Raw genomic sequence first — 25,725 nt, 5'->3', positions numbered from 1 at the left:
TACGATTTCGTCGGTTCTCAGAATGTTGTGATCAAGCGCCGACGATGCTCGTGGCTACCGCCTCGGCAACCTTGATGCCGTCTATCGCGGCGGAAAGAATGCCACCCGCATAGCCGGCACCCTCGCCCGCCGGGAACAGACGCGGCGTGTTGAGGCTCTGAAGATCCGGCCCCCGTGTGATCCGCAGCGGCGAGGAGGTGCGCGTCTCGACGCCGGTCATCACCGCCTCGGGATGATCGTAGCGGGCGATCTGGCGGCCAAACACCGGCAGCGCCTCGCGGAACGCCTCGATCACGAAGCCCGGCAGGCAGGCGGAAAGGTCAGTCGGCGTGACGCCGGGCTTGTAGCTCGGTACCACCTGCCCCAGCGCGGTCGACGGTCGTCCGGCGAGCAGGTCGCCGACCAGCTGGCCCGGGGCGTTGTAGTTGGAGCCGCCGGCGATATAGGCCGCGTCCTCCCATTTCCGCTGCAACTCGATGCCCGCGAGCGGCCCGTCCGGATAGTCGCGCGCCGGGTCGATCGCCACGACGAGGCCGGAATTGGCGTTGAACTCGGCCCGCGAATATTGGCTCATGCCGTTGGTGACGACCCGGCCCTCCTCGGAGGTCGCCGCCACCACCCGCCCGCCCGGGCACATGCAGAAGCTGTAGACGGTGCGGCCATTGGCGCAGTGGTGCGACAGCGCATAGGCGGCGGCGCCCAGGTCCGGATGCTTGGCGCACTTGCCGAAGCGCGCCTGATCGATCCAGCTCTGCGGATGTTCGATGCGCACGCCGATCGAGAAGGGCTTGGCCTCCAGATGCACACCCATGCGGTGGAGCATCTCGAAGGTCGGGCGGGCGCTGTGGCCCACCGCAAGCACGACATGATCGGCCTCCAGGAAGCTGCCGTCGTGAAGGTGCAGGCCGCGCATCTTGCGCTCGGCGTCCAGCTCGATGCCGTCGACGCGGGTCTGCCAGCGATATTCGCCGCCCAGTTCCTCGATGGTGCGGCGCATGCTCTCCACCATCGTCACGAGGCGGAAGGTGCCGATATGCGGGTGCGCCTGCCAGAGGATGTCGTCGGGCGCGCCAGCCTTGACGAATTCCTCCAGCACCTTGCGGCCGAGGAAGCGTGGATCCTTCACTCGGCAATAGAGCTTGCCGTCGGAGAAGGTGCCCGCCCCGCCCTCGCCGAACTGGACGTTGGAGTCCGGGTTGAGCTCGGAGCGGCGCCACAGGCCCCAGGTGTCCTTCGTCCGCTCGCGCACGATCTTGCCGCGGTCGAGGATGATCGGGCGGAAGCCCATCTGCGCAAGGATGAGGCCGGCGAACAGGCCGCAGGGCCCCGCGCCGATCACCACCGGGCGCAGGCCCTGCCAACCTTCGGGCGCGTGGAACGGCGGGCGATAGGCCATGTCCGGGGTCGGACGCACGTCCTTGTCGCCGGCGAAGCGCGCCAGCACCTCGGCCTCGTCCGCCAGGTCGACATCGACCGTGTACACCAGCAGGATCGCGCTCCGCCGCCGGGCATCATTGCCGCGCTTGAACACGGTGAAGCCGCGCACATCCGCCGGCGCCACGCCCAGCCGCTTCGCGATCGCCGGAGCCAGCGCGTCGGCAGGATGGTCGAGGGGCAGGGAAAGTCCGGACAGGCGCAGCATCGAAAAACGGGTTCCAGCAGATTTGGGGGAAGTGTCGCCTTTCCCTTAGCCGCGTCGGCCCGCGCGGCAAACCGGGGATTGGTGCGTAAGGCTCAGTCGCGCGCCAGCGAGTCGCGCAGCGCCTGCGCCTCGCGGCTGAGGCTCGCCAGCCGTTCCAGGGACAGGTCCGCCTTCGCCAGCACCGCCTCCCCAAGGCAGCCGCATTCCTCGCGGATCGCGCGGCCCGCCTCGGTGAGGAACACCTGGACCTGGCGCTCGTCCTCCGGGTTGCGCTTGCGCACCACCAGCCCGGCCGCCTCCAGCCGCTTCACGAGCGGCGTGATCGTGCTCGATTCGAGCCCCAGCCGCTCCCCGATCCCGCCCACGGGACGACCATCCGTCTCCCACAGCGCGTGGAGCACCAGATATTGCGGATAGGTGATTCCCAGCCGGTCGAGGATCGGCTTGTAGACTCGCGTGATCGCCATGCTCGCGCTGTACAGCGAAAAGCAGAGCTGGCCGTCGAGCGGAAGCGGGGCAGGCATGGGCAGAAACTCCTCCCCGCCGGACACTGCGGGACGAAACATATATCGCGATAAAGATTCCTCTGGACAAGAGGCACAGTCCGGCCTATCTGATCGTTATCGCGATACACATTATCGCAGCAGTAAAGGAGACACCCCATGTCGGTCGATGTGAAGTACACCACCAAGGCAACCGCAACCGGCGGTCGTGACGGCAGCGCGCGTTCGGAAGACGGCATCCTCGATGTGAAGCTGTCCACCCCCAAGGAGCTGGGCGGCGCCGGCGGTGCGGGCACCAATCCGGAGCAGCTGTTCGCGGCGGGCTATTCGGCCTGCTTCATCGGCGCGCTCAAGGCGGTCGGCGCGGGCATGAAGATCAAGGTCCCGGCCGAGACGACAGTCACCGCGACGGTGGGCATCGGCCCGCGTTCGGAAGGCGGCTTCGGCATCACCGCCGATCTGGTAGTCAGCCTGCCCGGCCTCGACCGCGAGGAAGCGCAGAAGCTGGTCGACGCCGCGCACCAGGTCTGCCCCTATTCGAACGCCACCCGCGGCAATGTGAATGTCGGCCTGACGCTGGCCTGACGATCGAGCGCCCTCTCCCCGGCGGGAGAGGGCCGCACGCCCAAGGCATTTTCAAGTTGACCGTCAACGGTCAACGGCTCGGAAGATGCGGCCATCAAACAGCTAGCGCGTTTTCGCCCAGAGTGAGAACGCGCTAGACGCGCATGTCCAGCAGCGAACCCATCATCCGGTCGTCCGCCTTGATCACCGAAAGGTTCGCGCGAAACGAGAACAGCGCCTTGCGCTGCTCGACATCCTCGCTCGCGAAATCGACGTCGGGCCCCTCGATGTTTCCATCCTCATCGGCGTCCTGCGATTCCGGATCGTAGCGCGGGCCCGTGCCCGGCACCGCCGGCACCGGCTTGGCGTTGACGCCGCCCCCGGCAGCGGCCGCCTGATACAGCGCAATCGGCTGATAGGCATGGTTGACCGTCTTGCCGATCGCATTGGCCGCCGTGACCGCCTTGACGGTTTCGCCGGTCGTGTTGACGTTGGCGACGTTCTGCGCGCTGACATTGATGCGCGCGACGCTGGCCTGAACCCCGGTAAGGGCGATGTTGGTGGCGATCATGGCGCTACTCCGATGCGCCAGTGTCGCAGCCGGATGTAAACGAGTGGTTGCGGAACATGCTTAACCGCCCGGGCACCGGAAAAAGCCGCGCTGCCCCAGGACCGACGCGCCACCTGGATCTTGTTCACCAAGAAACGACCGGCTCCGGCACGCGCCCAATAAGCAATCCGATCTGTAATCCAGCTATTTGATAGGTGCTTTTACTATAAGGGGATCATGCAGGATCACCCTCTTCAGCACCGCTCGACGGCCGCCTCGCGGGCCGCCGTCCTTCTGGAAACCACTGCTCGCCGCCGTCGCGCCATTGCAGCTCCCTGGCTGCTCGGCGCATCCTGGCTTTTGTCGGCGACCGCGGCACATGCCCAGCAGATGCCGCTGCCGCCAGCCGTGCCCGCGGAGGCGCCCGTGCTGGTGCCCCCGCCGCTCGCGAAGCCGCCGTCGGAGAAGGCAAGCTTCGCGCCGTGCGACGGCTATGAGACACCCGACAAGACTGCAGATAACTACATCCACGGCAGCGGCGTGTTCGGCCTCGTGACCGCCACCAATGATTACCACCAGGACGAAAAGCTTGCGCTGGGCGCAAACGGCGTGGTGGCGTGCGACGTCGCGCTGGCGAGCCCCTTGTTGCGCCCGGAATTCACCCAGCGGCGCCATCATCTGCTCATCGCCAAGGCCATGCACCTGATCGCCGCGGGTCGCCCCCGGGATGCGCTGCCCGTGCTGGACGCCGCCCGCGCCGTCCCCCTCGAAGCTTCGGCGCCGCTGCGCGCCCGCAGCTCCGACATCGAGGAAAAGGCGGTGCGCGCCTATGCCCTGATCAAGCTGGGTGACACGGCGGCGGCCGCGCCGATGATCGAGGAAATCGCCGCCGCGCGGCCGTACGCGACTTCGATCCAAGGCCTTGCGGACACGCTGCGCGCAACATCGGCCATGGCATCCGGGAAGACGGCTGTCGATGTACGGATCAGCGGCGCACACCACGACGGCGCGCTCGATCCTAACCGGCTGCCAGCCGCGATGCTGGCAGCATTTGACCAGGGGCGCATGGAGGATGTCGTCAAGCTCGGGAACGGCCTCGTCATCGCCCCTCCCAGGCCGCAAAGCGACTGGAAGGAAATCGGGGGGCTCGACAAGGACAAGCTTCTCGAAATCAACCTGCTGCTCACCGGCATCACCGCCTATGCCGAAGCGGTGATCGGCAAAACGAACGAGGCGCAGGCGCGCTTTGCCCGCTTCGAACAAGAAATCGATCGCCAGGCCGCCCTTCCTCTTCCCCCTAACCGACCCGGGTTCCTCGGTATCAAGAAGGGCAAGACCATACTGGCAGAGGAGGCTGCAGAGCACGAGGCCTATGGCAAGCATCTCGTCCAGGCGCGCGCGGGCATGGAGAACTGGAAGAAACTCGTCGCCTTGCGCGCGACGGCGCGAACGCTGCCGAAGGAGGAAGTGGCCAAGGAACTCGGCCGAACCCTGCCGCAGGCAGCGCTGGTGATCCCCGACGTGCTGGCGCAGGCGCCGACTCTCGATAATGCGGAAGGCCGCGCCATGATCGCGAGCTTGCGCAAGGGCCGTGCCGCAGCCCTCCCCGACTTCACCTCGCCGGCGGCGCTGATGCGCTTGCTGCCGCGGCCGGAAATGCCGGAGGTGCAACCCAAGTCCAGCGGACCCAGGACCGGCGCCTTCAACTTCAAACCCACGGCGGGAGCAACACTGCAGCAGATCGGTGACAGCAATCGCTGGGAAGTGCATTTCTCCCACAAATTCGCGTCCGCCGCGACGGTGGAGGAGATTTCGCTGATGAACGCGACTCTGCTCGCCAAGGAAAAGGGCTGCAGCCGAATCTTGCTGGAGAGCCGCCGCACCATCGAGCGACAGGTGCAGGTGGGATATGCTTCCTATTATGACGGCCGCGACAGCGCGCTCCGCGTGTGGCTGGTGTGCGACGACAAGCCGCTTCCGCCGGAGCTGGCAGGCGCCGAATGGCGGGAGATGGCGGTTGATCCGATCTACGACCGACTGACCGTGCAATATGCCGACATTCTGCCGGAGAAGCAGACGGCCGCGAATGCAGCTACAAAGCCGTAACCGTCAACAGGTGCGTCCGGTCGCAAGATCGGGCGCACCGTTCGGGCGCCAGCCGCATCAGACAAGGTCGCGAAATGTCAGCCGCGTAAGGCGCAGCTTCGGCTACGCGCGCGACGCTTCGTGCAGGTCAGCCCTGCCGGCGACGATTTCAGAATATCGGGCCTAGAGGCCCATCGCACCAGGTGCCAATTCCGGGGGAAATGGTGGAGCCGAGGGGGATCGAACCCCTGACCTTCGCAATGCCATTGCGACGCTCTCCCAGCTGAGCTACGGCCCCATTCCCCGGGAAGGCGGCCCCTCTATAAGGGCCTTGCGGGGTTGGCAAGCGCCTTTTTCGCGCTTGCCAAATTTTTTCGAACTTACTGCTCGTCGTCGTCGCTGACGGTCTCGACGCCCAGGTCGTCGTCGCCGCCCAGATCGACGTCGTCGTCCGGCGAGGGCTCCTCGTCGTCCGCACCGATGTCCAGATCGTCATCGCCCACCAGATCGGAATCTTCCGCTTCCGGCTTGTCGGGGTTGGCCTTCACTGCCTCGAACGGCAGCGGCTGCTTCGACTTCAGGATGGGCTCGGGTTCCCAGGCGAAACCGCAGTTGATGCAGGTGACCGGCTCGTCCTTGGTCAGATCATAGAAGCGCGTACCGCACTTCGGGCAGCTGCGCTTGGTGCCCCATTCCGGCTTCACCATGTGTTGCCTCTTCGCCTTTCACTGTGTTCGGAGATTTCGGGATGTGATCCCGGAAAGTGGGGCGCGCCTTGCCATGCTGCAAGCCGCCTGTCAAAGCCGCGCCCATGTCGAACACCGATCCCCGCCCTCTCACTCTCTCCGCTCGCGGCCCCTTGCGCGGTACCGTCACCGTTCCCGGCGACAAGTCGATCAGCCACCGCGCGATCATGTTTTCCGCGCTCGCGATCGGGGAAAGCCGCATCGAAGGCCTGCTGGAGGGCGAGGACGTGCTCGCCACCGCCGCGGCGATGCGCGCGATGGGGGCGCAGGTTGAACGCGGTGAGGACGGCGTGTGGCGCGTCCACGGCGTAGGCGTTGGTGGGCTGCAGCAGCCGGCCCAGGCGCTCGACATGGGCAATAGCGGCACCTCGACCCGCCTGCTGATGGGCCTGGTCGCTGCCCATGGCATCACTGCCACCTTTACCGGCGATGCCTCGCTCTCCAGTCGCCCGATGGGCCGCGTGATCGACCCGCTCGCCCAGATGGGCGCCGAGATCACTGCCAGCCCCGGCGGCCGCCTGCCGCTGATGCTGCGCGGCATGTGCCCGGCGGTGCCGATCGAATATACCCTGCCGGTCGCCTCGGCGCAGGTGAAGTCCGCGATCCTGCTCGCCGGCCTCAACACGCCCGGCATCACCCGCGTGATCGAACCCGTCCCCACCCGTGACCATAGCGAGCGCATGCTGCGCGGCTTCGGCGCCGAGCTGACGGTGGAGGACGGCCCCGACGGCAAGATCATCTCCATCACCGGCGAGGCCGAGCTCAAGCCGCAGCACATCGTGGTGCCGGGCGACCCCTCCTCCGCCGGATTCTGGATGGTTGCTGCGTCGATCGTGCCGGGCTCGGAGATCACCATCGCCAATGTGTGCATGAACCCGACGCGCACCGGCCTGATCACGGCACTGCGCCTGATGGGCGCCGACATCGCCGAAACCCATGCCCGCACCGTCGGCGGCGAGCCGGTTGCCGATCTCGTCGTGCGCCATGCGCCGCTCAAGGCGATCGAAGTGCCCGCGGATCTCGCGCCGAGCATGATCGACGAATATCCGGTGCTGTTCGTGGCGGCGTCGATGGCCGAGGGCCGCACCGTCGCCCGCGGCGCGCACGAGCTGCGGGTGAAGGAATCGGATCGCATCGCCACCATGCGCACCGCGCTCGAGGCATGCGGCGTGGCGACCGAGGAGTTCGAGGACGGCCTGGCCATCCAGGGCTCGGGCGGCAAGCCGCTCGCCGGTGGGGGCAAGGTCGCGACCAGACTCGACCATCGTATCGCGATGAGCATGACGGTGGCCGCGCTTGCCGCCGAGCAGCCGATCGCGATCGACGATGTCGCGCCGGTTGCGACCAGCTATCCCAACTTCTTCCCCACGCTGGATGCGCTGACTGCCGGCTGATGGCACGATTTCACGGCAAAGCGCTTGACCTTGCCTGCGATGCTGGCGAGTGGACCGCATGATTATCGCAGTCGACGGCCCGGCAGCTTCGGGCAAGGGCACCATCGCGCGCGCCCTCGCCCGCCACTACAACTTGCCGCATCTTGATACCGGCCTGCTCTATCGTGCCGTTGCCGCAACGGTACTGCGCGAAGGACTGGACCCGGCCAGGGAAGCCGATGCCGTCGCCGCCTGCGGGTTCGAGGACGCGCTGCTCGCCGACCCGGCGCTGCGCACCGACGAGGTCGGCCAGACCGCCTCGATCGTCTCGGCGCACCCGCTGGTGCGGGCAGCCTTGCTGGCCCGGCAGAAGCGCTTCGCCCAGCAGCCCGGCGGCGCGCTGCTCGACGGCCGCGACATCGGCACGGTGATCGCGCCGGATGCCGAGGTGAAGCTGTTCGTGAAGGCGACCCCGATGATCCGCGCCCAGCGCCGGCATCTGGAGCTGCGCAAGAACGGCATCAACGTCAGCCTCGACAAGGTGCTGGCGGACATCCGCGCCCGCGACGAACGCGACTCCAAGCGCAGCGAGGCACCGCTGGTCCAGGCACCGGATGCGGTGACGCTGGATACCAGCTTCCTGTCGATCGACGCTGCAGTGCAGCGCGCGATCGAGATCGTGGAGCGGAAGCGGGTGGGCTGAGCCTTCTAAGCCCCTCCCCTTCAGGGGAGGGGTTGGGGTGGGGCAGTGTCTCACCGAGACCAGCATCTGTTCTGGAATCCCTCCACCCCAACCCCTCCTCCAAGGAGGAGGGGCTAAGTGCAATGCCCCGGAAACCTTGCTTTCATACCTCATCCGCAGTAAGGCGCGCGCATCCTGCGGGCGTGTGCTCGTGGGGGACGGCGCTGGGAGCATCGCTTCCATGCGCCCTTTTCGCGTTTCGGCGCGTCTTGCCCGTCCCCTGCCTGAACCCGCGCAAGGGATGTCGCGACCGGCATTCGGCCGCCGCGGCGATTCTGGCCCTCAAGACCGCCGGATCCAACCGGCTGGCCGGAAAAACGAACGTTAGGAACCTCTTTTTTATGGCCACTACGGCAACCCCATCCCGCGACGATTTCGCGGCACTGCTCGACGAAACCTTCGGTCAGGCGGACGGCTTTGAAGGCCGCGTCGTGATCGGCACCGTCACCGGCATCGAGAACGACCTCGCCGTCATCGACGTGGGTCTCAAGTCCGAAGGCCGCGTGCCCCTGCGCGAATTCGCAGCCCCCGGGCAGAAGGCGGACCTCAAGGTCGGCGACGAAGTCGAAGTCTATGTCGACCGCGTCGAGAACGCGAACGGCGAAGCGATGCTCAGCCGCGACCGCGCCCGCCGCGAAGCCGCCTGGGACAAGCTCGAGGCGGAATTCGCCCAGAACACCCGCGTCGAAGGCGTCATCTTCGGCCGCGTCAAGGGCGGCTTCACCGTCGACCTCAACGGCGCCGTGGCCTTCCTGCCGGGCAGCCAGGTCGACATCCGTCCGGTGCGCGACGTCACCCCGCTGATGGACATCGCCCAGCCCTTCCAGATCCTCAAGATGGACCGCAAGCGCGGCAACATCGTCGTGTCGCGTCGCGCGGTGCTCGAGGAAACCCGCGCCGAGCAGCGCTCGGGCCTGATCCAGAGCCTCGCCGAGGGCCAGGTGATCGACGGCGTCGTCAAGAACATCACCGATTACGGTGCGTTCGTCGACCTGGGCGGCATCGACGGCCTGCTGCACGTCACCGACCTGAGCTACAAGCGCGTCAACCATCCGTCGGAAGTGCTGAACATCGGCGACACCGTCCGCGTTCAGATCATCCGCATCAACCGTGACACGCAGCGCATCTCGCTGGGCATGAAGCAGCTCGAGAGCGATCCGTGGGATGGCGCGAGCGTGAAGTACCCGGTCGGCGCGAAGCTTTCGGGCCGCGTGACCAACATCACCGAATATGGTGCGTTCGTCGAGCTGGAAGCCGGCATCGAGGGCCTGGTCCACGTGTCGGAAATGAGCTGGACCAAGAAGAACGTCCATCCGGGCAAGATCGTCTCGACCTCGCAGGAAGTCGAAGTCGTCGTGCTCGAGGTCGATCAGGAAAAGCGCCGCATCTCGCTCGGCCTCAAGCAGGCCCAGCAGAACCCGTGGGAAAAGTTCGCCGAAGAGCACCCGGTCGGTTCGACCGTCGAGGGCGAAGTCAAGAACGCCACCGAGTTCGGCCTGTTCATCGGCCTGGACAACGATGTCGACGGCATGGTTCACATGTCCGACATTGCCTGGGGCATCTCGGGTGAGGACGCGCTGGCCCTGCACCGCAAGGGCGAGACCGTCACCGCGATCGTTCTGGCCGTCGAAGCCGACAAGGAGCGCATCTCGCTCGGAATGAAGCAGCTCGAGCGTGGCGGCGTCGCCGCTGCCGGGTCGACGGGTGGTGCGGATCGTCTGGGGAAGAACTCGATCGTCACTGTCACTGTCCTCGAAGTTCGCGACGCGGGCCTCGAAGTGCAGGTTGGCGACGACGGCGCAACCGGCTTCATCAAGCGCACCGACCTCGGCCGCGACCGCGACGAGCAGCGTCCGGAGCGTTTCCAGGTCGGCCAGAAGTTCGACGCGATGGTCACCGGCTTCGATCGTTCGAAGAAGCCGACCTTCTCGGTCAAGGCGATGCAGATCGCCGAAGAGAAGCAGGCCGTGCAGCAGTATGGCTCGTCCGACTCGGGCGCGTCGCTGGGCGACATTCTGGGTGAGGCCCTCAAGGCCCGCAGCCAGAACAACTAATTCTGCGACCTGAAGAGGGGCCCGGGCGCTGCGAAAGCGGTTCCCGGGCCCTTCTTTTTTGATTTTAGGACGGCATCAACCACATCTTCTGGTTGATGCAGATTGGCAAAAAGCGCTAAGGTTTCCTTGGGGATAGCCGTTTCGCGGCCATTTTGGGGCGCGTTCGCCAAGGGAGGGGTCCGGATGATCCGGTCTGAGTTGGTTCAAATGCTGGTACAGGAAAATCCCGGCCTTTCGGTCCGGGAGGTCGAAAAGATCGTATCGATCTTCTTCGACGAGATTGTCGGCCGGCTGAGTGAAGATGGGCGCGTGGAGCTTCGCGGCTTCGGTGCATTCTCGACCCGCGCGCGCGATGCCCGCGTCGGTCGCAACCCGCGGACGGGCGAATCCGTGGAGGTGGACGCCAAGCGCGTCCCCTATTTCAAGCCGGGCAAGGAGATGCGCATCCGCCTCAACATGTGATGCGCGCTTGACACGCGGCGTGCGGCAGCGTCTTGCCTGCCGCCCACGCGGACGTGGCGGAACCGGTAGACGCCGGAGACTTAAAATCTTCTGCCCCTCGGGGCGTGCGGGTTCGAGTCCCGCCGTCCGCACCAGGCTTGCCTGGATCTACCATCGATCGGAGACCCCGCGGCCCTCTCGCCATTCGGCGAGGCGCCGCGCGGTCCCCTCGGTAACCCCAGGCGGCAGTGCATCGACATCGAAGGCGCGGGCCTCGACAATCTCCAGCGACGGCCGGAAGACGAACGCGACCTGCTCGACCTGGGCGAGCGTAACGGTATCGCGGCGGAAATTGGGGCGATGCTGCAGCGTGCCGAGCACGCGAATCGGCCCGTGCGACACCATGCCCACTTCCTCGCGCAGTTCGCGCAACGCCGCCGCCTCGGCAGTTTCGCCGCGTTCGTGGCCGCCGCCCGGCAGATGCCAGCCATCGATATAGCTGTGCCGGACGAGCACCACCTGCCCCTCCGGCGTGAGCGCGATCGCCCGCACGCCGCGCGTCTGCGGCCGCGTGACGAACCAGCCGATCGTCCGCACCAACAGATAGCCGCGCAGGGCAGCGGCAATGGCGGCGGCGGCAACGGGATGCGAGCGGATATGAGGGAACGCCATCGCTCCTTCGTACGCGCTGGCGCACCTGCACGGAACCCACCGGGCTTGGCAGCACGTGCCCGCTCCCATAGAGCTTGCTCTCCGCCGACTGGGACCCGCCGATGCCACCCACGCGCCTGCCCGTGATCGCCCTGATGCTCGCCGTCGCCGCGTGCGGCGCGCCCGAGGGCCAGCGCAAGGACAATGCGCCAGTGGTTGTCAGCGCGATCGGGAGCGACAGGCTGCTGGTGGACCCCAGCACGACTGCTATCGACCACGCCCAGGCCATCGCCCTTGCCGCCACCGCGCAGGGGCTGGTGCGGTTCGACCGTAGCGGCCAGATCGAGCCCGCCCTGGCCGAGCGCTGGAACGTGTTCGACGACGCGCGCAGCTATATCTTCCGGCTGGGCGAGGCGACCTGGCCGGACGGCCAACCTGTCACCGCAGGCGAAATCGTCCGCGTGCTGCGCCGCGCCGTCGCGACCAACAGCCAGAGCCGTCTCGCGCCCTATCTCGCGGTGATCGACGAGATCGTCGAGATGACGCCGCAGGTGATCGAAGTTCGCCTGAAGAGCCCGCGGCCCGATCTGCTCAACCTGTTCGCGCAGCCCGAGATGGCAGTTTTCCGCGCGCGCGGCTTCGCCGGATCCGGACCGTTCCGCATCGTGCCCGGCAAGCGGGACGGCTTGCTGCTGCGTCCTGCCGAGGAACCCGGCGACGATCCCAAGGCGACCCCCGCGCCGGAGGAGTTCGTGCGGTTGCGCGGCGAGCGTGCTGCCGCCGCCATTGCCCGCTTCCGCGAAGGGGCGTCCGATCTGGTGCTCGGGGGCACGCTGGTCGACTGGCCGATCGTGGCGGCAGCGGGCATCGCGCCGGAGAATGTCCGTATTGATTCGGCGGTCGGGCTGTTCGGGCTCGCAATCCTGCGGCGCGACGGCTTCCTGGCGACCCCGCAGAACCGCGCCGCCGTCGCCATGGCGATCGATCGCGGTGCGCTCACCGCCGCAATCGCGCCGGACTGGGCACCCGCCGAGACGATCCTCCCCGTGCAGATGGACTCGGCGGCCCCGCCTGCCCCGGGCAGCTGGATGACCGTCGCCCCCGACCAGCGCCGCGCGCTCGCCAGCCAGCGCGTCCGCGAATGGCAGAGCGTCCACCGCGGGCCGGTGGACGTGACGCTGGCACTTCCCGCCGGCGCGGGCGCGACCCTGCTATGGGGCCACCTCGCCTCGGCGATGATTGCAATCGGCCTGACCCCGCATCGCGTTGCCCCGGGCGATCCCCGCGCGGACCTGGAGCTCGTCGACGCCGTGGCCCCCTATGACAGCGGGCGCTGGTATCTCGCCAATGCCTGCCGGGCCTGTTCGGACGACGCGGCGACCCTGATCGCCGCCGCGCGCGATGCACCCGATCTCTACAACCGCACGCACCGCATCGCCGAAGCCGACGCGATGCTGGCGAGCGACGTTGCCTTCATCCCGCTGGCACAGCCGCTGCGCTGGTCTATCGTTGCGCTGCGCCTGTCGAACTGGCAGGGGAACGCGCGCGCCTGGCACCCGTTGAACCACCTGCGCAAGCAGTGAGGTCAGGGATGGCACGGGCGACACGACTGAACGAAGGGTTCACGCATCGGCTGCCGATCGGCAGCGATGCCGCGGCGGTGCGCCAGCGGATCGAGGCGATGGAGCACCTGCTGGAAGGCATGGTGACGATCCCCGGCACCCGCCGGAAGGTGGGCCTGGACGTACTGCTGGACTTCGTGCCGGCGGTGGGACCCAGCATCGCCGCGGCGATGGGCGCCTACCTCGCCTGGGAGGCACGCAATCTCGGCATGCCGAAGCGGACGATCGCGCGCATGGCCGGGAACATCGGCGTCGACTGGGCGCTGGGCATGATCCCGTTCGTGGGCGCCGTGCCGGACTTCTTCTTCCGATCGAACACGCGCAACGTGCGGCTGATCAAGCGCTATCTGGACAAGCACCACCCCGCCAGCCGGGTGATCGACGGATAGGGTACCAATTGCCCCCCTTCAGGAGAAGGGTTGGGGTGGGGCAGCGTCTCACCGAGAGCAAACGGGTCTGGCGTCCCTCCCCCATCCGCCCTCCCAGGAGAAGGGACTTGATGGTCAGCCCCGCGCCGCCAGGCCGGTGCCGCCCATGGGAACCGTTTCCGCGATCCTCTCCATCGCCGCGATCATCGGCCGCCCCCTGGCAATCGCTGCGCGTACGCCGGGCAGCGCAAGCGAACCGGCATGCGCTTCCTTCGATTCCCAGGCCTCGGTAACCCACAGCACGTCGCCGTCGGTCGCATCGGCCGACACGACATAGCTGAGGCACCCGGGCATCGCCCTGGTCCCCTCGATCAGGATCGCCGCGAGCGCGTCGCGCTCGCCCGCTTTCGCCGTCATCTTGCCGATCAGGCCATAGTGCGAACCTGCCGGCAACGCGGCGGACGCCGGCCCCGCGATCCCCAGGGTCGCCGCGCCGGCAAGGAAGCTGCGCCGTTCCAGGGCCATCACCTGTCTCCGCGCCAGATCTTCAGGGGGGTATCGTCGGCCGCGCCGCCGGTACCCGCCTCGCAACGGTGATAGCGGAAGCGCGTGTCGAGGCAGAGCCACAGCTCGTCCAGCCAGCCCTCGCGCGTGGTGGTCACGCGGATCGCTTCGGCGGGAATCGCGCGGTTGGTTGCAGCGAAGGCGCGCTTGAAGTCACCCACCGTGGGGGCGCCGCGCGACAGCGCCGCCATATCGGGGTAGCGGATTGCGCGGTAGAGGCCGGTGGAGCGCTGGAAATAGGCCGACGGCGTCGTCTGCATGCAGGTGCCGTGCTTGGCCCATTCATGCTGGATCAGCTGCTCGGAAGGTGTGGCGCACATCGTCTTGCGGATCAGCGCGGGCGGCAGGATCGGCGTTGCCTTGCAATATTGCGGCCAGGTCTTGCCCGCCGCATCGGGCCACAGGCCGTGCAGCGTGAAGCCGAAGCGGGTGTCGCCGCCGCACCGGAAGCGGCTGTCCGGTGCATCGCCCCGCGCGCGGCACAGGCCCGGCGACCAGGTGAGCGCCAGCGTATAGCTGCTGATCGGCAGCACGCGGCGCGGCTCCTTCGCGCTGGGCAGATCCGGCAGCGGCCGCTCCACCTTGCGCGGTGCCACGCACATCTGCCCCTGCGCCAGCGCCGCGCCCGGCAGCAGCGCCGCCACCAGCGCCACGCCTCCCAGAACCGCCTTCATCCCCATCTCCCTCAAACGCTTGCGAAATCCAGACCGATATCGGCGGCGGGCGCCGACTGGGTCAGCCGGCCGACGCTGATATAGGTCACGCCCGTCTCGGCAATTGCCCGGATCGTATCGAGGCGGACGCCGCCCGAAGCCTCGGTGGGTACCCGGCCACCCACCAGCGCCACCGCTTCGCGCAGCACCGGCGGGGCCATGTTGTCGAGCAGCAGGTGCGTCGCGCCGGCACCCAGCGCCGGTTCGATCTGGTCGATCCGGTCGACCTCTACGATGATCCGCGCGATCCCGGCGGCCACCGCGCGTGCCACCGCCGCTTCCACCGATCCGGCCACGGCGACGTGGTTGTCCTTGATCATCGCGGCGTCCCACAGGCCCATGCGGTGATTGGTCGCACCGCCCATGCGCGTGGCATATTTCTCCAGCACACGCAGGCCGGGCAGCGTCTTGCGGGTGTCGAGCAGCGTTGCGCCGGTGCCGGCGATCGCGTCGACATAGTCCCGCGTCATCGTCGCGATGCCGCTGAGGTGCTGGACGGTATTGAGCGCCGAGCGCTCGGCGGTGAGCATCGCCCGCGCCTGGCCGCGCAGCCGCAGCAACGCGGTGCCGGGTGCCGCCTGCGCGCCCTCGTCGACCAGCCGCTCGATCTCCACGGCGGGATCGAGCGCCCGGAAGAACGCCTCGGCGATCGGAAGTCCTGCGACGGTGATCGGGTCGCGGCTGTCCATCACGCCTTCGAACCGCGCCTCGGCCGGGATCACCGCCGCGGCGGTGATATCGCCGCCCGGGCCCAGATCTTCGGCGAGCGTGGCGCGGACGAACGAGTCGCAGTCGAAACCGGGGAGCAGCAAGGTCATGGCCAGGCTGTAGAATCCCCGGCCGCGCGCGTCTATGCGATCTGCAGCGGCTTGGGCCGCCCGTCGCAATAGTTGGCGGCAGGATCGTCGAAGCGGAAGCCGCCGGCGGCCAGCCGAACGAGGATCTGGCGCACATGGAGCATGCTGGTGCGGCTTTCCTCGATCCGTTCGGGATCGGAGAGCGCCGCCTCGGCCAGCACCACGCCGCGCGCCCGGCGAACCAGCATGCCCGATTCGATCATCGCGGCGACGCGGCGGTGCGCGGTCGAGGGCGGCAGGCCCAGGGCGCGCGCGATCGAGCCGGTGGAGACGGGCTGCGCCAGCGCGTCGGGCGCGACGGCGCCGAAGTCCGCATAGGCCAGTGCCAATTCGCGGTTCTGGGCGAGCGGCCGGGCATTGGCGCACAGGATCGCGTTGACCAGCACCATGTCGGTCCAGGACTGGTAGCGATGGGCGTGGAATTCGATGCCGGTCAGCAGCACGTCGTGCGCGGCTGCCAGGCCGGTGTGCCAGTCATAGCCGATATGCGCGCGCGTTTCCGGCAGCCCCACGCCGAAACTGCGCATGTCCTCCACCATGCGGACCAGCGCATCATGGTTGCCGCGAAACAGCGCGGCGATCTCGGGCCGGCCGTGCACCGCCTCGGGCACGGTGACACCCGCGGGGCCCCGCTCGCACAGCCCCGCCGCACAAAGGGCGTGGATGTGCCGACGCATGGTCTCGAAGGGGCGCCCGAGCGACGCGGCGAGCGCGTTGATGCTGATCGCCTTCGCCGCCCGCCCCTCGCCGCCGGCATGGCCAGCACCGTGCGGGGACAGCATCTCGCTGGCGCGGGCCACCACCATGAAGATGATCGCACGATCCAGATCGCCGTCGAGCGCGCGGACGCCTGCGGCCACCATCGTGGTTTCCAGCTCGGCGATCAGGCGAACGATCAGTCGGCCGAAGGGAGTCGCTGCATACTTGCGGTCGCTGGAGGGCGCGGATCGGATCATGTCCTGCATCAACAAAAACGGCCCCGGCGAGATAAATAGCACAAGTCTCCATTCTCCCCACCCAGAATGAGTACCGGAATTCCGCGAATCGTTACTACCCCAGATCAATGCGCTGGTCGATGTTCCTGAGGCCGCCGTATCAGAATGAAGCAGCGCGTGCTGCCCGAAACTCGGTCGGCGCACGGGAAGATCACCGTCGCCAAGCCGGAATGTGCCCGCGGCGCGGCGACCGGGTTGCGGGGTGCGCGGGGGGATCGCCTGCGGGCCGGCCATGGCCGTCACACGGCGGCAGCGGCGGCGGGAGCGACGGTGCCTCCAGCGGGCGCAGCGGCGGCCCGCTCGATCCAAGGGGCGCGCGGGTCCGATGCCATCCGCCCCGCGCGCCAGGTGGCGGACGCGCGGACGCAGGCGGACCCCCGGTCGTCAGCGAAGTTGCGCGGGCCCTGGCCGACACGTGACCCGCGTCGTCGCGCGCGCCGCACCGCCGGATCTCCGGTCCCGGGGGCCGGCGCGTCCTGCGGGTTTCGGCGGCCCGCGCCCGCGCGATCAGGCCGGTACCGGGCCCAGATCGCCCTGCCCCACCGTGCCGCTCGCCAGCTCGAGCATGCGGTCGAGGCTCTTCTTGGCCCGGATGCGCAGCCCCTCCTCGATCTCGATCCTGGGGCTGAGGTCGCGCAGCGCGAGGTAGAGCTTCTCCATCGTGTTCAGCGCCATGTAGGGGCAGATGTTGCAGTTGCAGTTGCCGTCCGCCCCCGGCGCGCCGATGAAGTTCTTCTCCGGCATCGCCTTCTGCATCTGGTGGATGATGTGCGGCTCGGTCGCGACGATCAGCGTGTCGCCGGGCATCGTCTTCGAGAAATCGAGGATGCCCTTGGTCGACCCGACATAATCGGCATGGTCGAGGATATAGGCGGGGCATTCCGGATGCGCGGCGATCGGCGCGCCGGGATGTTCGGCCTTGAGCTTGAGCAGTTCGGTCTCGCTGAACGCCTCGTGGACGATGCACACGCCCGGCCACAGCAGCAGTTCGCGCCCGGTCTTGCGCTGGAGATAGCCGCCCAGGTTGCGATCGGGCCCGAAGATGATCTTCTGGTCCGCCGGGATCTGCGCCAGGATCTTCTCGGCCGAGGAGCTGGTGACGATGATGTCGCTCAGCGCCTTCACCTCGGTCGAGCAGTTGATATAGGTCAGCGCGATGTGATCGGGGTGCTGCGCGCGGAAGGCGGCGAACTGGTCGGGCGGGCAGCTGTCCTCCAGGCTGCAGCCGGCGTCCATGTCCGGCAGCACGACGATCTTGTCGGGCGACAGGATCTTGGCGGTCTCCGCCATGAAGCGCACGCCGCAAAAGGCGATCACGTCCGCATCGGTTTCCGCCGCCTTGCGGCTGAGGTCGAGGCTGTCGCCGACGAAATCGGCGAGGTCCTGCAGCTCGGGCTTCTGGTAGTAATGCGCGAGGATCACCGCGTTGCGTTCTTCACGCAGCCGCTCGATCTCGGCGCGGAGATCCAGTCCGCCGAGGCTGCCGCCGATGCCGTTGCGCGCGTCCATCACCCTTAACTCCCTTGCTTTCGCCGCCACATGGCCCGGCGCGCACCGGGGATCAAGGGCGCGCGGCCAGCGATCGCGCCAGAGCCACCGTCAACCCCCGACGGGCGTGGAAGGGAAGTGCGGCGTGAGCGGGCGATGGCTGCCCGCGGTGCCGGCCGTCAGGCGCTCCGTCAGAGCGGTTCCGGCCGGACTGAACGCGATGGCATCGGCGACGACCTGCACCCCCAGGATCAGCCCGATGCCCCAGATCCAGGCGGGGTGAACGCGCCCGCTCCTGCGCTGGTCCGCAACCGCGCCAATCAACGGCAGTACCAGCACCGCACCCATCGCCACCCACCAGGCATAGGGAATCAGCAGCGGCATGGGCAGCAGACGGCCCAGCCCAGGCCCGCAGAGGATCGCCATGCCGCAATACATCAGCCGGCGGTGCCACCCGGTCTGCCGCCGCATCGTCAACGCGGCGCCGACAAGCCCGGCGAACAGCAGCAATTGCAGCGGGTTGCTGATCAGGAACTCACGCACATCGAAGAAGAAAGGTGCCCCGTGCTGGACCGAGAGCACGGTCATGAGCGTACCCAGCACCACCATCACCGGCACCCAGAGCAGCGCCAGCCAACCCAGCCGGCGGTGCAGCGCCATCGAACCCCGATCGACCAGCAGATTCTGCGCGACATAGAGCGCGATCCAGCCGAAAAAGACGAAGGCATGGACGTGGAAGATCGCCGGCACCGCGAAGCTGGACCGGCCGGCAGCGAGGTTGAGCGAAAATCCGGCCACGTCGATCGCGCCCATCACGAACGCCATCACCAGAAAAAAGCGCGTATCCCCGGCACGCACCCGTGGCGCCGCCTGCACAATCGTTGCCATTTCCCCGCCCCTCCAAGTTGAGCGGAGTATAGCTCTACTTCACCGATTCCACAAACACTTCGACCTGTACTTCAGCCGTTACGAACCATTACTCCGACACGAGCTTCCACTCTGAGTCGGCCGGAACGACCCGCCCGCGCGCCTGAAGATCGAGAAGATGCGCCAGTACGGACCGGCCCGCTGCACCGTGCAGCCGCGGATCGAGCCCCACATACATGCGCGCGACCATCGCGGGCACCGCCTCCACGCCTTCGGCCAGCAGGCGCAGGATCTGCCCTTCGCGCTGCTTGCGGTGCCCCGCGAGCCCCCGCACGAACCGGCGCGGGTTCTGCACCGGCTCGCCATGCGCCGGGTAATAGATACGGTCCTGTTCGCGCCCCATCAGCGTTTCCAGGCTGGTCATATAGGCGGCCATATTGCCGTCCGGCGGCGCCACCACTGTGGTGGACCAGCCCATCACATGATCGCCGGTGAACAGCGCACCGCTTTCCTCCAGCGCAAAGCAGAGATGGTTGGAGGTGTGCCCCGGCGTCGCCACCGCCGTGAGCGTCCAGCCCTGCCCGGCCACCTGCTCGCCGTCCGCCAGCACCGCATCCGGTGCGTAGCCGGTATCGAAGGAAGCGTCGGCACGGGGGCCGGCATCCTCCAGCACCAGCGGCGCGCAGCCGATGATCGGCGAGCCGGTCGCCGCCTGCAGCGCGGGCGCGGCGGGGCTGTGGTCGCGGTGGGTATGGGTGCAGAGGATCGCTCGCACCGGCCGCCCGCCGATCGCCGCGAGCAGCGCCGCCAGGTGCTCGGCGTCGTCGGGGCCCGGATCGATCACCGCCAGATCGGTGGTGCCGACCAGATAGGTTTGCGTGCCCGTGCTGGTGAAGGGCGAGGGATTGTTCGCGAGCACCCGCGTCACCAGCGGTTCGAGCGCGATCGCAAGGCCCATGGGCGCGTCATCGGTCATGGCCTGCATTTGGGCATTCCGTGCGCCGAGGCAAGCACAGGGGAGCGGGACCGGCCCCGAAGGAGTAGGCCGGCCCCGCCGAGAACGCCGCTGCGGGGCAAACTGCAGCGGCGCGCTACGCTTGCTCAGTCGTCGCTGGTGTCCTTGGCGTCGTCGCGCAGTTCGGCAAGGGCCTCGTCGATGCCCTTCAGCGCCTCGGCACGCTGCGCGGGGCTGAGGCTCGACTGGGCCTCGATGGTGCGGCGGGCGTATTGCAGGCTCATCAGCGCGCTGTTCATCGCCATCTTCTTGCTGTGTTCGGCCATGCGCGCGCTGTGCTCGGCATTGAACGCCGCCATCTTCGTTGCGCTTGCGCTCATCGCGGCCATGCGGTCGCTGCAGATGATCATGATCTGCTTGCTGCCCTCGCTGCGGTGTTCCACCGTGGGCGCAGTTCCCTTGCCGCAGGTGCCGCTGCGGATTTCCGGAATGCTTGCCTGGATCGCTGCCATGTCCGGCATGGTGATTTCCTGCCGCTTCCCGTCGCGCCCGACGATCACCATCTTCTTGATGACCTGCCCGTCGGTCACCGAGCGATCGATGCGGACGACATGGCGCTTGCCAGCCGGCCCTTCCGGCACCGCAGGCGCAGCCGGTGCCGGCGGCGCGGCCGGTGCGCGGGCCGCAGCGGGAGCAGCCGGGGCAGCAGGTGCGGCGGGAGCAGCGGGGGCTGCGGGTGCGGCAGGCGCTGCGGGGGCAGCCGGCACGTCCTGCGCCTGGATCGCGGCATCCATGCCGGCGCGGATGCGCTCGGCAGCCTGGCTGCCCGAGGCGGTCAGCGCCAGCGCGGCGAGCGAGACGGTGGTGATTCCGGCCAGCCCCGCGCCGATGCGGATGGGGGAAAGCTTCCGGTGAATGGAGAGCATGCGTAATCTCCCTTTGACGTCGTTGATCGTGTGGAGGTGACAAGCCGCCGAGACCGCGCCCCCATGCGCGGACTTGACGATCGCACGGCCATAGGCATGGCGCAGTGCCTGGGCGCGGCCGGCGAGCACCAGGGCGTCGCAGGCCATTTCCTGGTCGGCACGGAAGGCGCGGAATGCCCGCCATGCGACCGGGTTGAACCAATGGGCGGCCAGCACGATCAGCGCGGCCCAGTTGGCGATCAGGTCGCCGCGCAGATGGTGGCCCAGTTCATGGGCGAGCGCGAGATCCCGCTCGACCTCGTCATAGCGCTCGCAAAAATCGCGCGGGAACGCGACGTACTTGCGGAAGATGCCGAAGGCGAGCGGTCCGTGCGCGGCGTCGGTCTCGATCACCCGCACCCGCCCCTGCGCCACGGTGCGATCCACCCGCGCCCGGGAGAGCAGGTGCCGGCAGAAGCGGCGATGGGCGACGAGGTGATAGGCGAGGAACAGCAGCGCCCCCGCGCCCCACAGCGCCAGCAGCAGCAGCGTGACGTTCAGCCCCTCGGCCACCGGCGTCGGCGCGACCAGCGCGGCGGGCATGGGGTGACCGGCGGCGCTCAGGTCGATGGTGAGCACCGTGCCCTGGTCCATGGTCGCCGGCAGCTTCGCCGGGTTCAGCACCCCCATCGCCACCGCCGGGGCGTCCGCCGCCTTGCGGGTCAGCGGCGCGAGCCACTGGCTCAGCTGCCACTGGCCGGGCAGCGGCGGCAACAGCATCCGCGCGGCGGGCAGCACCCACAGCGCATAGGCAAGCTGCGGCCCGAAGGCCCGGCGCACCGGCCCGCGCAGGGCCAGCGCCAGCAGCATCAGCAGCGTGCTCGCAAGCAGGGTTTCGATCCACCAGCCGATCATTGCTTCAGCTCCTTCAGGAGAGCCTCGATTTCGGCGATGTCCTGATCGGTGATGGCGTCGCGCTCGGCGAGATGCGCCACCAGCGGAGTCAGCCGGCCGCCGAACAGCCGGTCGATCAGTTTGCGCGACTCCCCTACCACATAATCGCCGCGCGCGACGAGCGGGCGGTAGCGATAGCGCCGCCCCTCCTCCTCATGCGCGATGACGTTTTTGGCGAGCAGTCGCCCCAGCAGCGTCTTGACCGTGTTGGCGCTCCAGCCGCGATCGGCGGGCACCCGCTCGGTGACCTCCTGCGCGGTGAGCGGCGACTCCTCCCAGAGCACCTCCATCACCGCATGTTCGGCTTCGCTGATTCGCTCGGTCATACACCCTCACTGACTACGCTTGTAATCGCCTCGATTACGTCTGTAGTCAAGGCACTGAACAACGGATGAACGCGAAATTGCCCCGCCGAAGCGTCGGGGGAATTTACACCTGCAGCACCGGGTTAACACGCGTTGACCATCGTACCGCGCGGCTTTGCGCGGATCCGCGATTCTGGCACGCGCCCTGCAAGTCTATGCGTACCCTGAGCGTTCCCCAAAGACGCTCCAGCGTCCCCCCAAGGACGCTTCCGGGCGGGTCGATGGTTCACCGGCATGGCCATCGACCCGCCCGCACCGGGGTTCCTCCAGGCCCCTCACCCACACAGCCTCACGCCTCCACCCTCCCCGCGCCGACCTCGCACACCACCGTCATCCCCGCGAAGGCGGGGATCCATTGGTGGGCCCGCCACGGCTCTTTCGGCGACGTCCTGGCAAATGGATTCCCGCCTTCGCGGGAATGACGTCCGGCTGGGGAAGAGGGGCGCCCACACAAACGAAAAGGGCCCCCGCCGCCGGCGAGAGCCCTTCCCTTGAATCCGTACGATCCGCGCCTCAGGCTGAAGCGGCGACGCCCTTGTCGGCCATCAGCTGGGTCAGCTCGCCGCTTTCATACATTTCCATCATGATGTCCGAACCGCCGACGAACTCGCCCTTCACATAGAGCTGGGGGATGGTCGGCCAGTCGGAAAAGGCCTTGATGCCCTGGCGGATGCCCTGGTCCTGCAGCACGTCGACGCTTTCGAACTCAACGCCGAGATGGTTGAGGATCGCGATCGCGCGGCTGGAAAAGCCGCACTGCGGGAACAGCGGGCTGCCCTTCATGAACAGCAGCACGTCGTTGCTGTCGACCAGCTGCTGGATGCGGGCCTGGGTATCGTCGGTCATTGGTTACTCCTCGGCTGGCGCTTCGGTGGTCAGCTGGAGCGCGTGGAGCACGCCGCCCATTCGTCCGCCGAGCGCAGCATAGACTGCCTGATGTTGCCGCACGCGCGGCATGCCCTTGAACATGGGGGCGACAACGCGCGCTGCATAGTGGTCGCCATCGCCGGCCAGATCGGTGATCTCGATCTGGGCATCGGGGATGCCGGCGCGGATCAGCGCCTCGATCTCGGCAGCGGCCATCGGCATGTTACTTGGATTCCATCAGCTGGCGACGCGCCTCGACGGTCTTTTCCTCGATCTGCCGGCGAATGGTGGCATCGTCGATCTCGACATTGGCGGCGAGCATGTCCCCCAGCAGCTTGCGGATCACGTCCTCGTCGCCGGCTTCCTCGAAATCGGCCTGGACGACCGCCTTGGCATAGGCGTCGGTCTCTTCGGGCGTGAGGCCCATCTTGGCGGCGGCCCACTGGCCGAGCAGCTTGTTGCGGCGCGCGGTGATGCGGAACGCCATATCCTCTTCGCGCGCGAAGTTCGCCTCAAACGCCCGTTCGCGATCGTCGAATGTGGTCATCATATGCCCCTTACCTAAACTCGGGCCCGAGATAGGAGGGAGGGGCCGCGCTGGCAACGGGGAGGTTCCGGATGGCGGCGAGCAAGCGATCCTCCCCCGCCAGGGGGAGGTGTCAGGCGCAGCCTGACGGGGGGGGGAGGAAGCCCGACGGGCGAGATTCTGGCATCCTCCCCCTCCGTCGCGCGTCGCGCGCCACCTCCCCCTTGCGGGGGAGGATAGATTGCACGCGAAGGCACGAAGATAAGGAGAGTTTGTTTCGCGCGGAGGCGCGGAGACGCGGAGAAGAGAGCGCGGCGCTTCGCGCCAGAGAAGGGCCCCCGTCGGCGCAGCAGGACCAAGCTCCTTTGCGCTCTCTGCGCCTCTGCGCGAAACAGACTCCGCGTCGTCGCGCCTCCGCGTGAACCAGCTCTTCTTCCCGCCTTTGTCCCATTGCGCCTTCGCGTGAAAATTCTTGGGCGGGACCGGACCTATTCCGCCACGCGCACCACCACCTTCCCGATCACCGCCCGCGCCGCCATCTTGGCGATCGCCGCGCCGCCCTCGGCGAAGGGAAACACCTCCGTTACCCGCGGCGCGATCTTGCCGTCGCTCCACAGCCGGAACAGCGTGTCGACATGCGCGCGGTTCGCCTGCGGGTCGCGCGCGGCGAAGGCGCCCCAGAACACGCCGCACACGTCGCAGCTCTTGAGCAGCGTGAGGTTGAGCGGCAGCTTGGGGATGCCCGCCGGGAAGCCTACCACCAGATAGCGCCCCTCCCAGCCGATCGCACGCAGCGCCGGCTCGGCATAGTCGCCGCCTACGGGATCGTAGACCACGTCCGCGCCCTTGGGGCCGACCGCCGCCTTGAACGCCTCGGCCAGCGCCTTCGACGCCTCCTTGTCGAGCGGCCCGCGCGGATAGACGAGCGTCGCGTCCGCGCCCGCCGCGCGCGCGGCCTCGGCCTTCTCCTCGGAGGAAACCGCCGCCACCACCGTCGCGCCATAGGCTTTGCCCAGCTCGATCGCCGCGAGCCCGACGCCGCCCGCCGCACCCAGCACCAGCAGCGTCTGCCCGGCGCTCAGCCTGCCCCGATCGAGCAGCGCGTGGATCGTCGTCGCATAGGTGAGCAGCAGCGCCGCCCCGTCCTCGAAGCTGCGGCCCTCCGGCAGGCGGTAGAGCTGCGCCGGGCTCAGCACCAGCTTCTCGACCAGCCCGCCATGCCCCGGCACCGCGATCACCCGGTCGCCCGGCGCCCAGTCGGTGACGCCCTCGCCCACCGCTTCCACCACGCCGGCAATCTCGCCGCCCGGCGCGAACGGCCGGGGCGGCTTGAACTGGTAGCGGTCCTCGATGATCAGCACGTCGGGGTAGTTGATCGCGCAGGCCTTCACCGCGACCAGAACCTGGCCTTTCCCGACTTGCGGGTCGGCCACCTCTTCCAGGCTTAGAGTATCAGGTCCGCCCGACACCTTCGACAGCAACGCCTTCATGTCCGCCTCCTACAGCGATCCACGGGCGTTCGTGCGCAACCGCGGATTCGTATTTCGAAATCGCGGTATCTTGTGCCAGCGTCATGCCGATCTCGTCCAGCCCCTGCATCAGGCAGTCGCGGCGGAAGGGGTCGAGCTCGAAGGCGAAGCGATCCTGGAAGTCGGTCGTGACGGTCATCGTCTCCAGGTCGACGGTGATCTCGTTGGCGGTCGCCACCTGCACCAGCCGGTCGATCGCCTCCTGCGGCAGCACCACGGTGACGATGCCGTTCTTGAAGGCGTTGCCCGAGAAGATGTCCGAGAAGCTCGGCGCGATCACCGCCTTGATGCCCATATCGGCCAGCGCCCAGGCGGCATGCTCGCGGCTGGAGCCGCAGCCGAAATTCTCGCCCGCCACCAGGATCGGGCTACCCGCATAGCGGGGATCGTCGAACAGATTGCCCGGCTCCGCGCGGACGCTCTCGAACGCGCCCTTGCCCAGCCCCTCGCGCGTCGTGGTCTTCAGCCAGTGCGCGGGGATGATGATGTCCGTATCGATGTTCTTGGCGCCCCAGGGATAGGCGCGGCCCGAAACCTGCTGGATCGGCTCCATCAGCGGCGCTCCGCCGACACGGTGTTCAGATGCATGGACACAGCTTTCCTAACGAGTGGCCGGCGGCCACCCCAATTTCCGGCAATCGGCCGCCCGCGTCAGCGCGGTGCGACGACGGCCCGCTCGAGCGCCGGGATCGTCTTGATCGGCGTCTCCGGCCGCGGATAGGCACCCGCATAGGCCGCGGCGACACCGCTCAGAATGGTTCCGGCAATCAATGCGACGAGCGCCTTTTTCACGGCGTCT

28 protein-coding genes and 2 tRNA genes are annotated in these 25,725 nt (G+C 67.9%); 9 read left to right on the top strand and 21 right to left on the bottom strand.

Translation table 11 applies throughout. The features are described 5' to 3' along the window. Nucleotides 1-31 precede the first annotated feature (31 nt). Both V7E00_RS03265 and V7E00_RS03260 read right to left on the bottom strand, forming a co-directional pair. A complete protein-coding gene (locus V7E00_RS03265; RefSeq protein WP_333571246.1) occupies nucleotides 32-1,642 on the bottom strand; it encodes an NAD(P)/FAD-dependent oxidoreductase in 1,611 nt (536 codons plus the stop codon). A gap of 92 nt (nucleotides 1,643-1,734) precedes the next feature. Further along, nucleotides 1,735-2,166, bottom strand: a complete 432-nt coding sequence (locus V7E00_RS03260) for a MarR family winged helix-turn-helix transcriptional regulator (protein ID WP_333571245.1) — start codon at nucleotides 2,164-2,166, stop codon at nucleotides 1,735-1,737. Between the two features lie 138 nt (nucleotides 2,167-2,304). Between V7E00_RS03260 and V7E00_RS03255 the strand changes: the two genes are divergently transcribed. Then, complete coding sequence (locus V7E00_RS03255; RefSeq protein ID WP_333571244.1) at nucleotides 2,305-2,730, top strand: organic hydroperoxide resistance protein; 426 nt, start codon at nucleotides 2,305-2,307, stop codon at nucleotides 2,728-2,730. A gap of 133 nt (nucleotides 2,731-2,863) precedes the next feature. Here the strand turns inward: V7E00_RS03255 and V7E00_RS03250 are convergent, their stop codons facing one another. Further along, on the bottom strand, nucleotides 2,864-3,280 hold the full coding sequence (locus tag V7E00_RS03250) for a flagellar basal body rod protein FlgC (protein ID WP_333571243.1): 417 nt from the start codon (nucleotides 3,278-3,280) through the stop codon (nucleotides 2,864-2,866). A gap of 216 nt (nucleotides 3,281-3,496) precedes the next feature. On the opposite strand from V7E00_RS03250, the gene V7E00_RS03245 reads away from it, so the two are divergent. Then, nucleotides 3,497-5,365 (top strand): hypothetical protein, encoded by a 1,869-nt coding sequence (locus V7E00_RS03245; protein ID WP_333571242.1) that lies wholly within the window; start codon nucleotides 3,497-3,499, stop codon nucleotides 5,363-5,365. A gap of 201 nt (nucleotides 5,366-5,566) precedes the next feature. Here the strand turns inward: V7E00_RS03245 and V7E00_RS03240 are convergent. Further along, nucleotides 5,567-5,642: transfer RNA gene (locus V7E00_RS03240), tRNA-Ala, on the bottom strand. A gap of 82 nt (nucleotides 5,643-5,724) precedes the next feature. Beyond that, nucleotides 5,725-6,051: a TIGR02300 family protein gene (locus V7E00_RS03235; protein WP_333571241.1), complete on the bottom strand. Its 327-nt coding sequence runs from the start codon at nucleotides 6,049-6,051 to the stop codon at nucleotides 5,725-5,727. 104 nt (nucleotides 6,052-6,155) lie between these two features. Between V7E00_RS03235 and aroA the strand changes: the two genes are divergently transcribed. The 5 genes from aroA to V7E00_RS03210 all read left to right on the top strand — a co-directional run bounded on the left by aroA (nucleotide 6,156) and on the right by V7E00_RS03210 (nucleotide 10,855). After that, nucleotides 6,156-7,484, top strand: a complete 1,329-nt coding sequence (aroA, locus tag V7E00_RS03230) for a 3-phosphoshikimate 1-carboxyvinyltransferase (RefSeq protein ID WP_333571240.1) — start codon at nucleotides 6,156-6,158, stop codon at nucleotides 7,482-7,484. A 58-nt stretch (nucleotides 7,485-7,542) separates the two neighbouring features. Continuing rightward, nucleotides 7,543-8,166: a (d)CMP kinase gene (cmk, locus tag V7E00_RS03225; RefSeq protein WP_333571239.1), complete on the top strand. Its 624-nt coding sequence runs from the start codon at nucleotides 7,543-7,545 to the stop codon at nucleotides 8,164-8,166. A 380-nt stretch (nucleotides 8,167-8,546) separates the two neighbouring features. Then, nucleotides 8,547-10,259 (top strand): 30S ribosomal protein S1, encoded by a 1,713-nt coding sequence (rpsA, locus tag V7E00_RS03220; RefSeq protein ID WP_333571238.1) that lies wholly within the window; start codon nucleotides 8,547-8,549, stop codon nucleotides 10,257-10,259. A gap of 183 nt (nucleotides 10,260-10,442) precedes the next feature. Then, on the top strand, nucleotides 10,443-10,721 hold the full coding sequence (locus V7E00_RS03215; protein ID WP_333571237.1) for an integration host factor subunit beta: 279 nt from the start codon (nucleotides 10,443-10,445) through the stop codon (nucleotides 10,719-10,721). 47 nt (nucleotides 10,722-10,768) lie between these two features. Further along, nucleotides 10,769-10,855 (top strand) — tRNA-Leu (locus tag V7E00_RS03210). 13 nt (nucleotides 10,856-10,868) lie between these two features. On the opposite strand, the gene V7E00_RS03205 is transcribed toward V7E00_RS03210, so the two are convergent. Then, nucleotides 10,869-11,372, bottom strand: coding sequence for an NUDIX domain-containing protein (locus V7E00_RS03205; RefSeq protein WP_333571236.1), 504 nt, complete (start codon nucleotides 11,370-11,372; stop codon nucleotides 10,869-10,871). Between the two features lie 101 nt (nucleotides 11,373-11,473). Between V7E00_RS03205 and V7E00_RS03200 the strand changes: the two genes are divergently transcribed. Further along, on the top strand, nucleotides 11,474-12,934 hold the full coding sequence (locus tag V7E00_RS03200; RefSeq protein WP_333571235.1) for an ABC transporter substrate-binding protein: 1,461 nt from the start codon (nucleotides 11,474-11,476) through the stop codon (nucleotides 12,932-12,934). Between the two features lie 8 nt (nucleotides 12,935-12,942). After that, nucleotides 12,943-13,362 carry a DUF4112 domain-containing protein gene (locus tag V7E00_RS03195; RefSeq protein WP_333571234.1) on the top strand — a complete coding sequence of 140 codons (420 nt, stop codon included), beginning with the start codon at nucleotides 12,943-12,945 and terminating at the stop codon, nucleotides 13,360-13,362. A gap of 114 nt (nucleotides 13,363-13,476) precedes the next feature. Here the strand turns inward: V7E00_RS03195 and V7E00_RS03190 are convergent, their stop codons facing one another. The 15 genes from V7E00_RS03190 to V7E00_RS03120 form a co-directional block, all read right to left on the bottom strand. Next, the gene (locus V7E00_RS03190) at nucleotides 13,477-13,866 is read right to left on the bottom strand and encodes a putative quinol monooxygenase (protein WP_333571233.1); all 390 of its coding nucleotides are present in this window, start codon (nucleotides 13,864-13,866) and stop codon (nucleotides 13,477-13,479) included. Further along, a complete protein-coding gene (locus V7E00_RS03185; protein WP_333571232.1) occupies nucleotides 13,866-14,579 on the bottom strand; it encodes a ribonuclease T2 family protein in 714 nt (237 codons plus the stop codon). The genes V7E00_RS03190 and V7E00_RS03185 overlap by 1 nt, the downstream gene beginning before the upstream one ends. Before the next feature lie 11 nt (nucleotides 14,580-14,590). Beyond that, the gene (gene nadC, locus V7E00_RS03180) at nucleotides 14,591-15,436 is read right to left on the bottom strand and encodes a carboxylating nicotinate-nucleotide diphosphorylase (RefSeq protein WP_333571231.1); all 846 of its coding nucleotides are present in this window, start codon (nucleotides 15,434-15,436) and stop codon (nucleotides 14,591-14,593) included. A 32-nt stretch (nucleotides 15,437-15,468) separates the two neighbouring features. Then, a complete protein-coding gene (locus tag V7E00_RS03175; protein ID WP_333571230.1) occupies nucleotides 15,469-16,431 on the bottom strand; it encodes a helix-turn-helix domain-containing protein in 963 nt (320 codons plus the stop codon). 546 nt (nucleotides 16,432-16,977) lie between these two features. Further along, nucleotides 16,978-17,979, bottom strand: coding sequence for a quinolinate synthase NadA (gene nadA, locus V7E00_RS03170; protein WP_333571229.1), 1,002 nt, complete (start codon nucleotides 17,977-17,979; stop codon nucleotides 16,978-16,980). A 90-nt stretch (nucleotides 17,980-18,069) separates the two neighbouring features. Further along, on the bottom strand, nucleotides 18,070-18,846 hold the full coding sequence (locus V7E00_RS03165) for a hypothetical protein (RefSeq protein ID WP_333571228.1): 777 nt from the start codon (nucleotides 18,844-18,846) through the stop codon (nucleotides 18,070-18,072). A gap of 88 nt (nucleotides 18,847-18,934) precedes the next feature. Then, on the bottom strand, nucleotides 18,935-19,801 hold the full coding sequence (locus V7E00_RS03160; RefSeq protein ID WP_333571227.1) for an MBL fold metallo-hydrolase: 867 nt from the start codon (nucleotides 19,799-19,801) through the stop codon (nucleotides 18,935-18,937). Nucleotides 19,802-19,926: 125 nt separating this feature from the next. Then, on the bottom strand, nucleotides 19,927-21,600 hold the full coding sequence (locus tag V7E00_RS03155) for a M56 family metallopeptidase (protein WP_333571226.1): 1,674 nt from the start codon (nucleotides 21,598-21,600) through the stop codon (nucleotides 19,927-19,929). Continuing rightward, entirely contained in the window at nucleotides 21,597-21,965 is a 369-nt protein-coding gene (locus tag V7E00_RS03150; RefSeq protein ID WP_010542593.1) for a BlaI/MecI/CopY family transcriptional regulator, read from the bottom strand. The genes V7E00_RS03155 and V7E00_RS03150 overlap by 4 nt, the downstream gene beginning before the upstream one ends. A 552-nt stretch (nucleotides 21,966-22,517) precedes the next feature. Beyond that, complete coding sequence (gene grxD / locus V7E00_RS03145; RefSeq protein WP_333571225.1) at nucleotides 22,518-22,850, bottom strand: Grx4 family monothiol glutaredoxin; 333 nt, start codon at nucleotides 22,848-22,850, stop codon at nucleotides 22,518-22,520. Nucleotides 22,851-22,853: 3 nt separating this feature from the next. Then, entirely contained in the window at nucleotides 22,854-23,093 is a 240-nt protein-coding gene (locus V7E00_RS03140) for a BolA family protein (protein WP_333571224.1), read from the bottom strand. Nucleotide 23,094: 1 nt separating this feature from the next. After that, nucleotides 23,095-23,418 carry a DUF1476 domain-containing protein gene (locus V7E00_RS03135; protein WP_333571223.1) on the bottom strand — a complete coding sequence of 108 codons (324 nt, stop codon included), beginning with the start codon at nucleotides 23,416-23,418 and terminating at the stop codon, nucleotides 23,095-23,097. 467 nt (nucleotides 23,419-23,885) lie between these two features. Continuing rightward, a complete protein-coding gene (locus tag V7E00_RS03130) occupies nucleotides 23,886-24,887 on the bottom strand; it encodes an NADPH:quinone oxidoreductase family protein (RefSeq protein ID WP_333571222.1) in 1,002 nt (333 codons plus the stop codon). Then, nucleotides 24,850-25,479, bottom strand: coding sequence for a 3-isopropylmalate dehydratase small subunit (gene leuD, locus V7E00_RS03125; RefSeq protein ID WP_333571221.1), 630 nt, complete (start codon nucleotides 25,477-25,479; stop codon nucleotides 24,850-24,852). The genes V7E00_RS03130 and leuD overlap by 38 nt, the downstream gene beginning before the upstream one ends. 98 nt (nucleotides 25,480-25,577) lie before the next feature. Next, nucleotides 25,578-25,718 (bottom strand): hypothetical protein, encoded by a 141-nt coding sequence (locus V7E00_RS03120; RefSeq protein ID WP_294332649.1) that lies wholly within the window; start codon nucleotides 25,716-25,718, stop codon nucleotides 25,578-25,580. Between the last annotated feature and the right edge of the window lie 7 nt (nucleotides 25,719-25,725).

Source organism: Sphingomonas sp., from assembly GCF_036731925.1.
In the GTDB taxonomy this organism is placed as follows: Bacteria; Pseudomonadota; Alphaproteobacteria; order Sphingomonadales; family Sphingomonadaceae; genus Sphingomonas.
This window is presented reverse-complemented; position numbering and strand designations above follow the sequence as displayed.

Coding starts and splice junctions, on each gene's coding strand:
- V7E00_RS03265 (WP_333571246.1), bottom strand. CDS start 1,642: ATGCTGCGCCTGTCCGGACTTTCCCTGCCCCTCGACCATCCTGCCGAC.
- V7E00_RS03260 (WP_333571245.1), bottom strand. CDS start 2,166: ATGCCTGCCCCGCTTCCGCTCGACGGCCAGCTCTGCTTTTCGCTGTAC.
- V7E00_RS03255 (WP_333571244.1), top strand. CDS start 2,305: ATGTCGGTCGATGTGAAGTACACCACCAAGGCAACCGCAACCGGCGGT.
- V7E00_RS03250 (WP_333571243.1), bottom strand. CDS start 3,280: ATGATCGCCACCAACATCGCCCTTACCGGGGTTCAGGCCAGCGTCGCG.
- V7E00_RS03245 (WP_333571242.1), top strand. CDS start 3,497: ATGCAGGATCACCCTCTTCAGCACCGCTCGACGGCCGCCTCGCGGGCC.
- V7E00_RS03235 (WP_333571241.1), bottom strand. CDS start 6,051: ATGGTGAAGCCGGAATGGGGCACCAAGCGCAGCTGCCCGAAGTGCGGT.
- aroA (WP_333571240.1), top strand. CDS start 6,156: ATGTCGAACACCGATCCCCGCCCTCTCACTCTCTCCGCTCGCGGCCCC.
- cmk (WP_333571239.1), top strand. CDS start 7,543: ATGATTATCGCAGTCGACGGCCCGGCAGCTTCGGGCAAGGGCACCATC.
- rpsA (WP_333571238.1), top strand. CDS start 8,547: ATGGCCACTACGGCAACCCCATCCCGCGACGATTTCGCGGCACTGCTC.
- V7E00_RS03215 (WP_333571237.1), top strand. CDS start 10,443: ATGATCCGGTCTGAGTTGGTTCAAATGCTGGTACAGGAAAATCCCGGC.
- V7E00_RS03205 (WP_333571236.1), bottom strand. CDS start 11,372: ATGGCGTTCCCTCATATCCGCTCGCATCCCGTTGCCGCCGCCGCCATT.
- V7E00_RS03200 (WP_333571235.1), top strand. CDS start 11,474: ATGCCACCCACGCGCCTGCCCGTGATCGCCCTGATGCTCGCCGTCGCC.
- V7E00_RS03195 (WP_333571234.1), top strand. CDS start 12,943: ATGGCACGGGCGACACGACTGAACGAAGGGTTCACGCATCGGCTGCCG.
- V7E00_RS03190 (WP_333571233.1), bottom strand. CDS start 13,866: ATGGCCCTGGAACGGCGCAGCTTCCTTGCCGGCGCGGCGACCCTGGGG.
- V7E00_RS03185 (WP_333571232.1), bottom strand. CDS start 14,579: ATGAAGGCGGTTCTGGGAGGCGTGGCGCTGGTGGCGGCGCTGCTGCCG.
- nadC (WP_333571231.1), bottom strand. CDS start 15,436: ATGACCTTGCTGCTCCCCGGTTTCGACTGCGACTCGTTCGTCCGCGCC.
- V7E00_RS03175 (WP_333571230.1), bottom strand. CDS start 16,431: ATGATCCGATCCGCGCCCTCCAGCGACCGCAAGTATGCAGCGACTCCC.
- nadA (WP_333571229.1), bottom strand. CDS start 17,979: ATGGACGCGCGCAACGGCATCGGCGGCAGCCTCGGCGGACTGGATCTC.
- V7E00_RS03165 (WP_333571228.1), bottom strand. CDS start 18,846: ATGGCAACGATTGTGCAGGCGGCGCCACGGGTGCGTGCCGGGGATACG.
- V7E00_RS03160 (WP_333571227.1), bottom strand. CDS start 19,801: ATGACCGATGACGCGCCCATGGGCCTTGCGATCGCGCTCGAACCGCTG.
- V7E00_RS03155 (WP_333571226.1), bottom strand. CDS start 21,600: ATGATCGGCTGGTGGATCGAAACCCTGCTTGCGAGCACGCTGCTGATG.
- V7E00_RS03150 (WP_010542593.1), bottom strand. CDS start 21,965: ATGACCGAGCGAATCAGCGAAGCCGAACATGCGGTGATGGAGGTGCTC.
- grxD (WP_333571225.1), bottom strand. CDS start 22,850: ATGACCGACGATACCCAGGCCCGCATCCAGCAGCTGGTCGACAGCAAC.
- V7E00_RS03140 (WP_333571224.1), bottom strand. CDS start 23,093: ATGCCGATGGCCGCTGCCGAGATCGAGGCGCTGATCCGCGCCGGCATC.
- V7E00_RS03135 (WP_333571223.1), bottom strand. CDS start 23,418: ATGACCACATTCGACGATCGCGAACGGGCGTTTGAGGCGAACTTCGCG.
- V7E00_RS03130 (WP_333571222.1), bottom strand. CDS start 24,887: ATGAAGGCGTTGCTGTCGAAGGTGTCGGGCGGACCTGATACTCTAAGC.
- leuD (WP_333571221.1), bottom strand. CDS start 25,479: ATGGAGCCGATCCAGCAGGTTTCGGGCCGCGCCTATCCCTGGGGCGCC.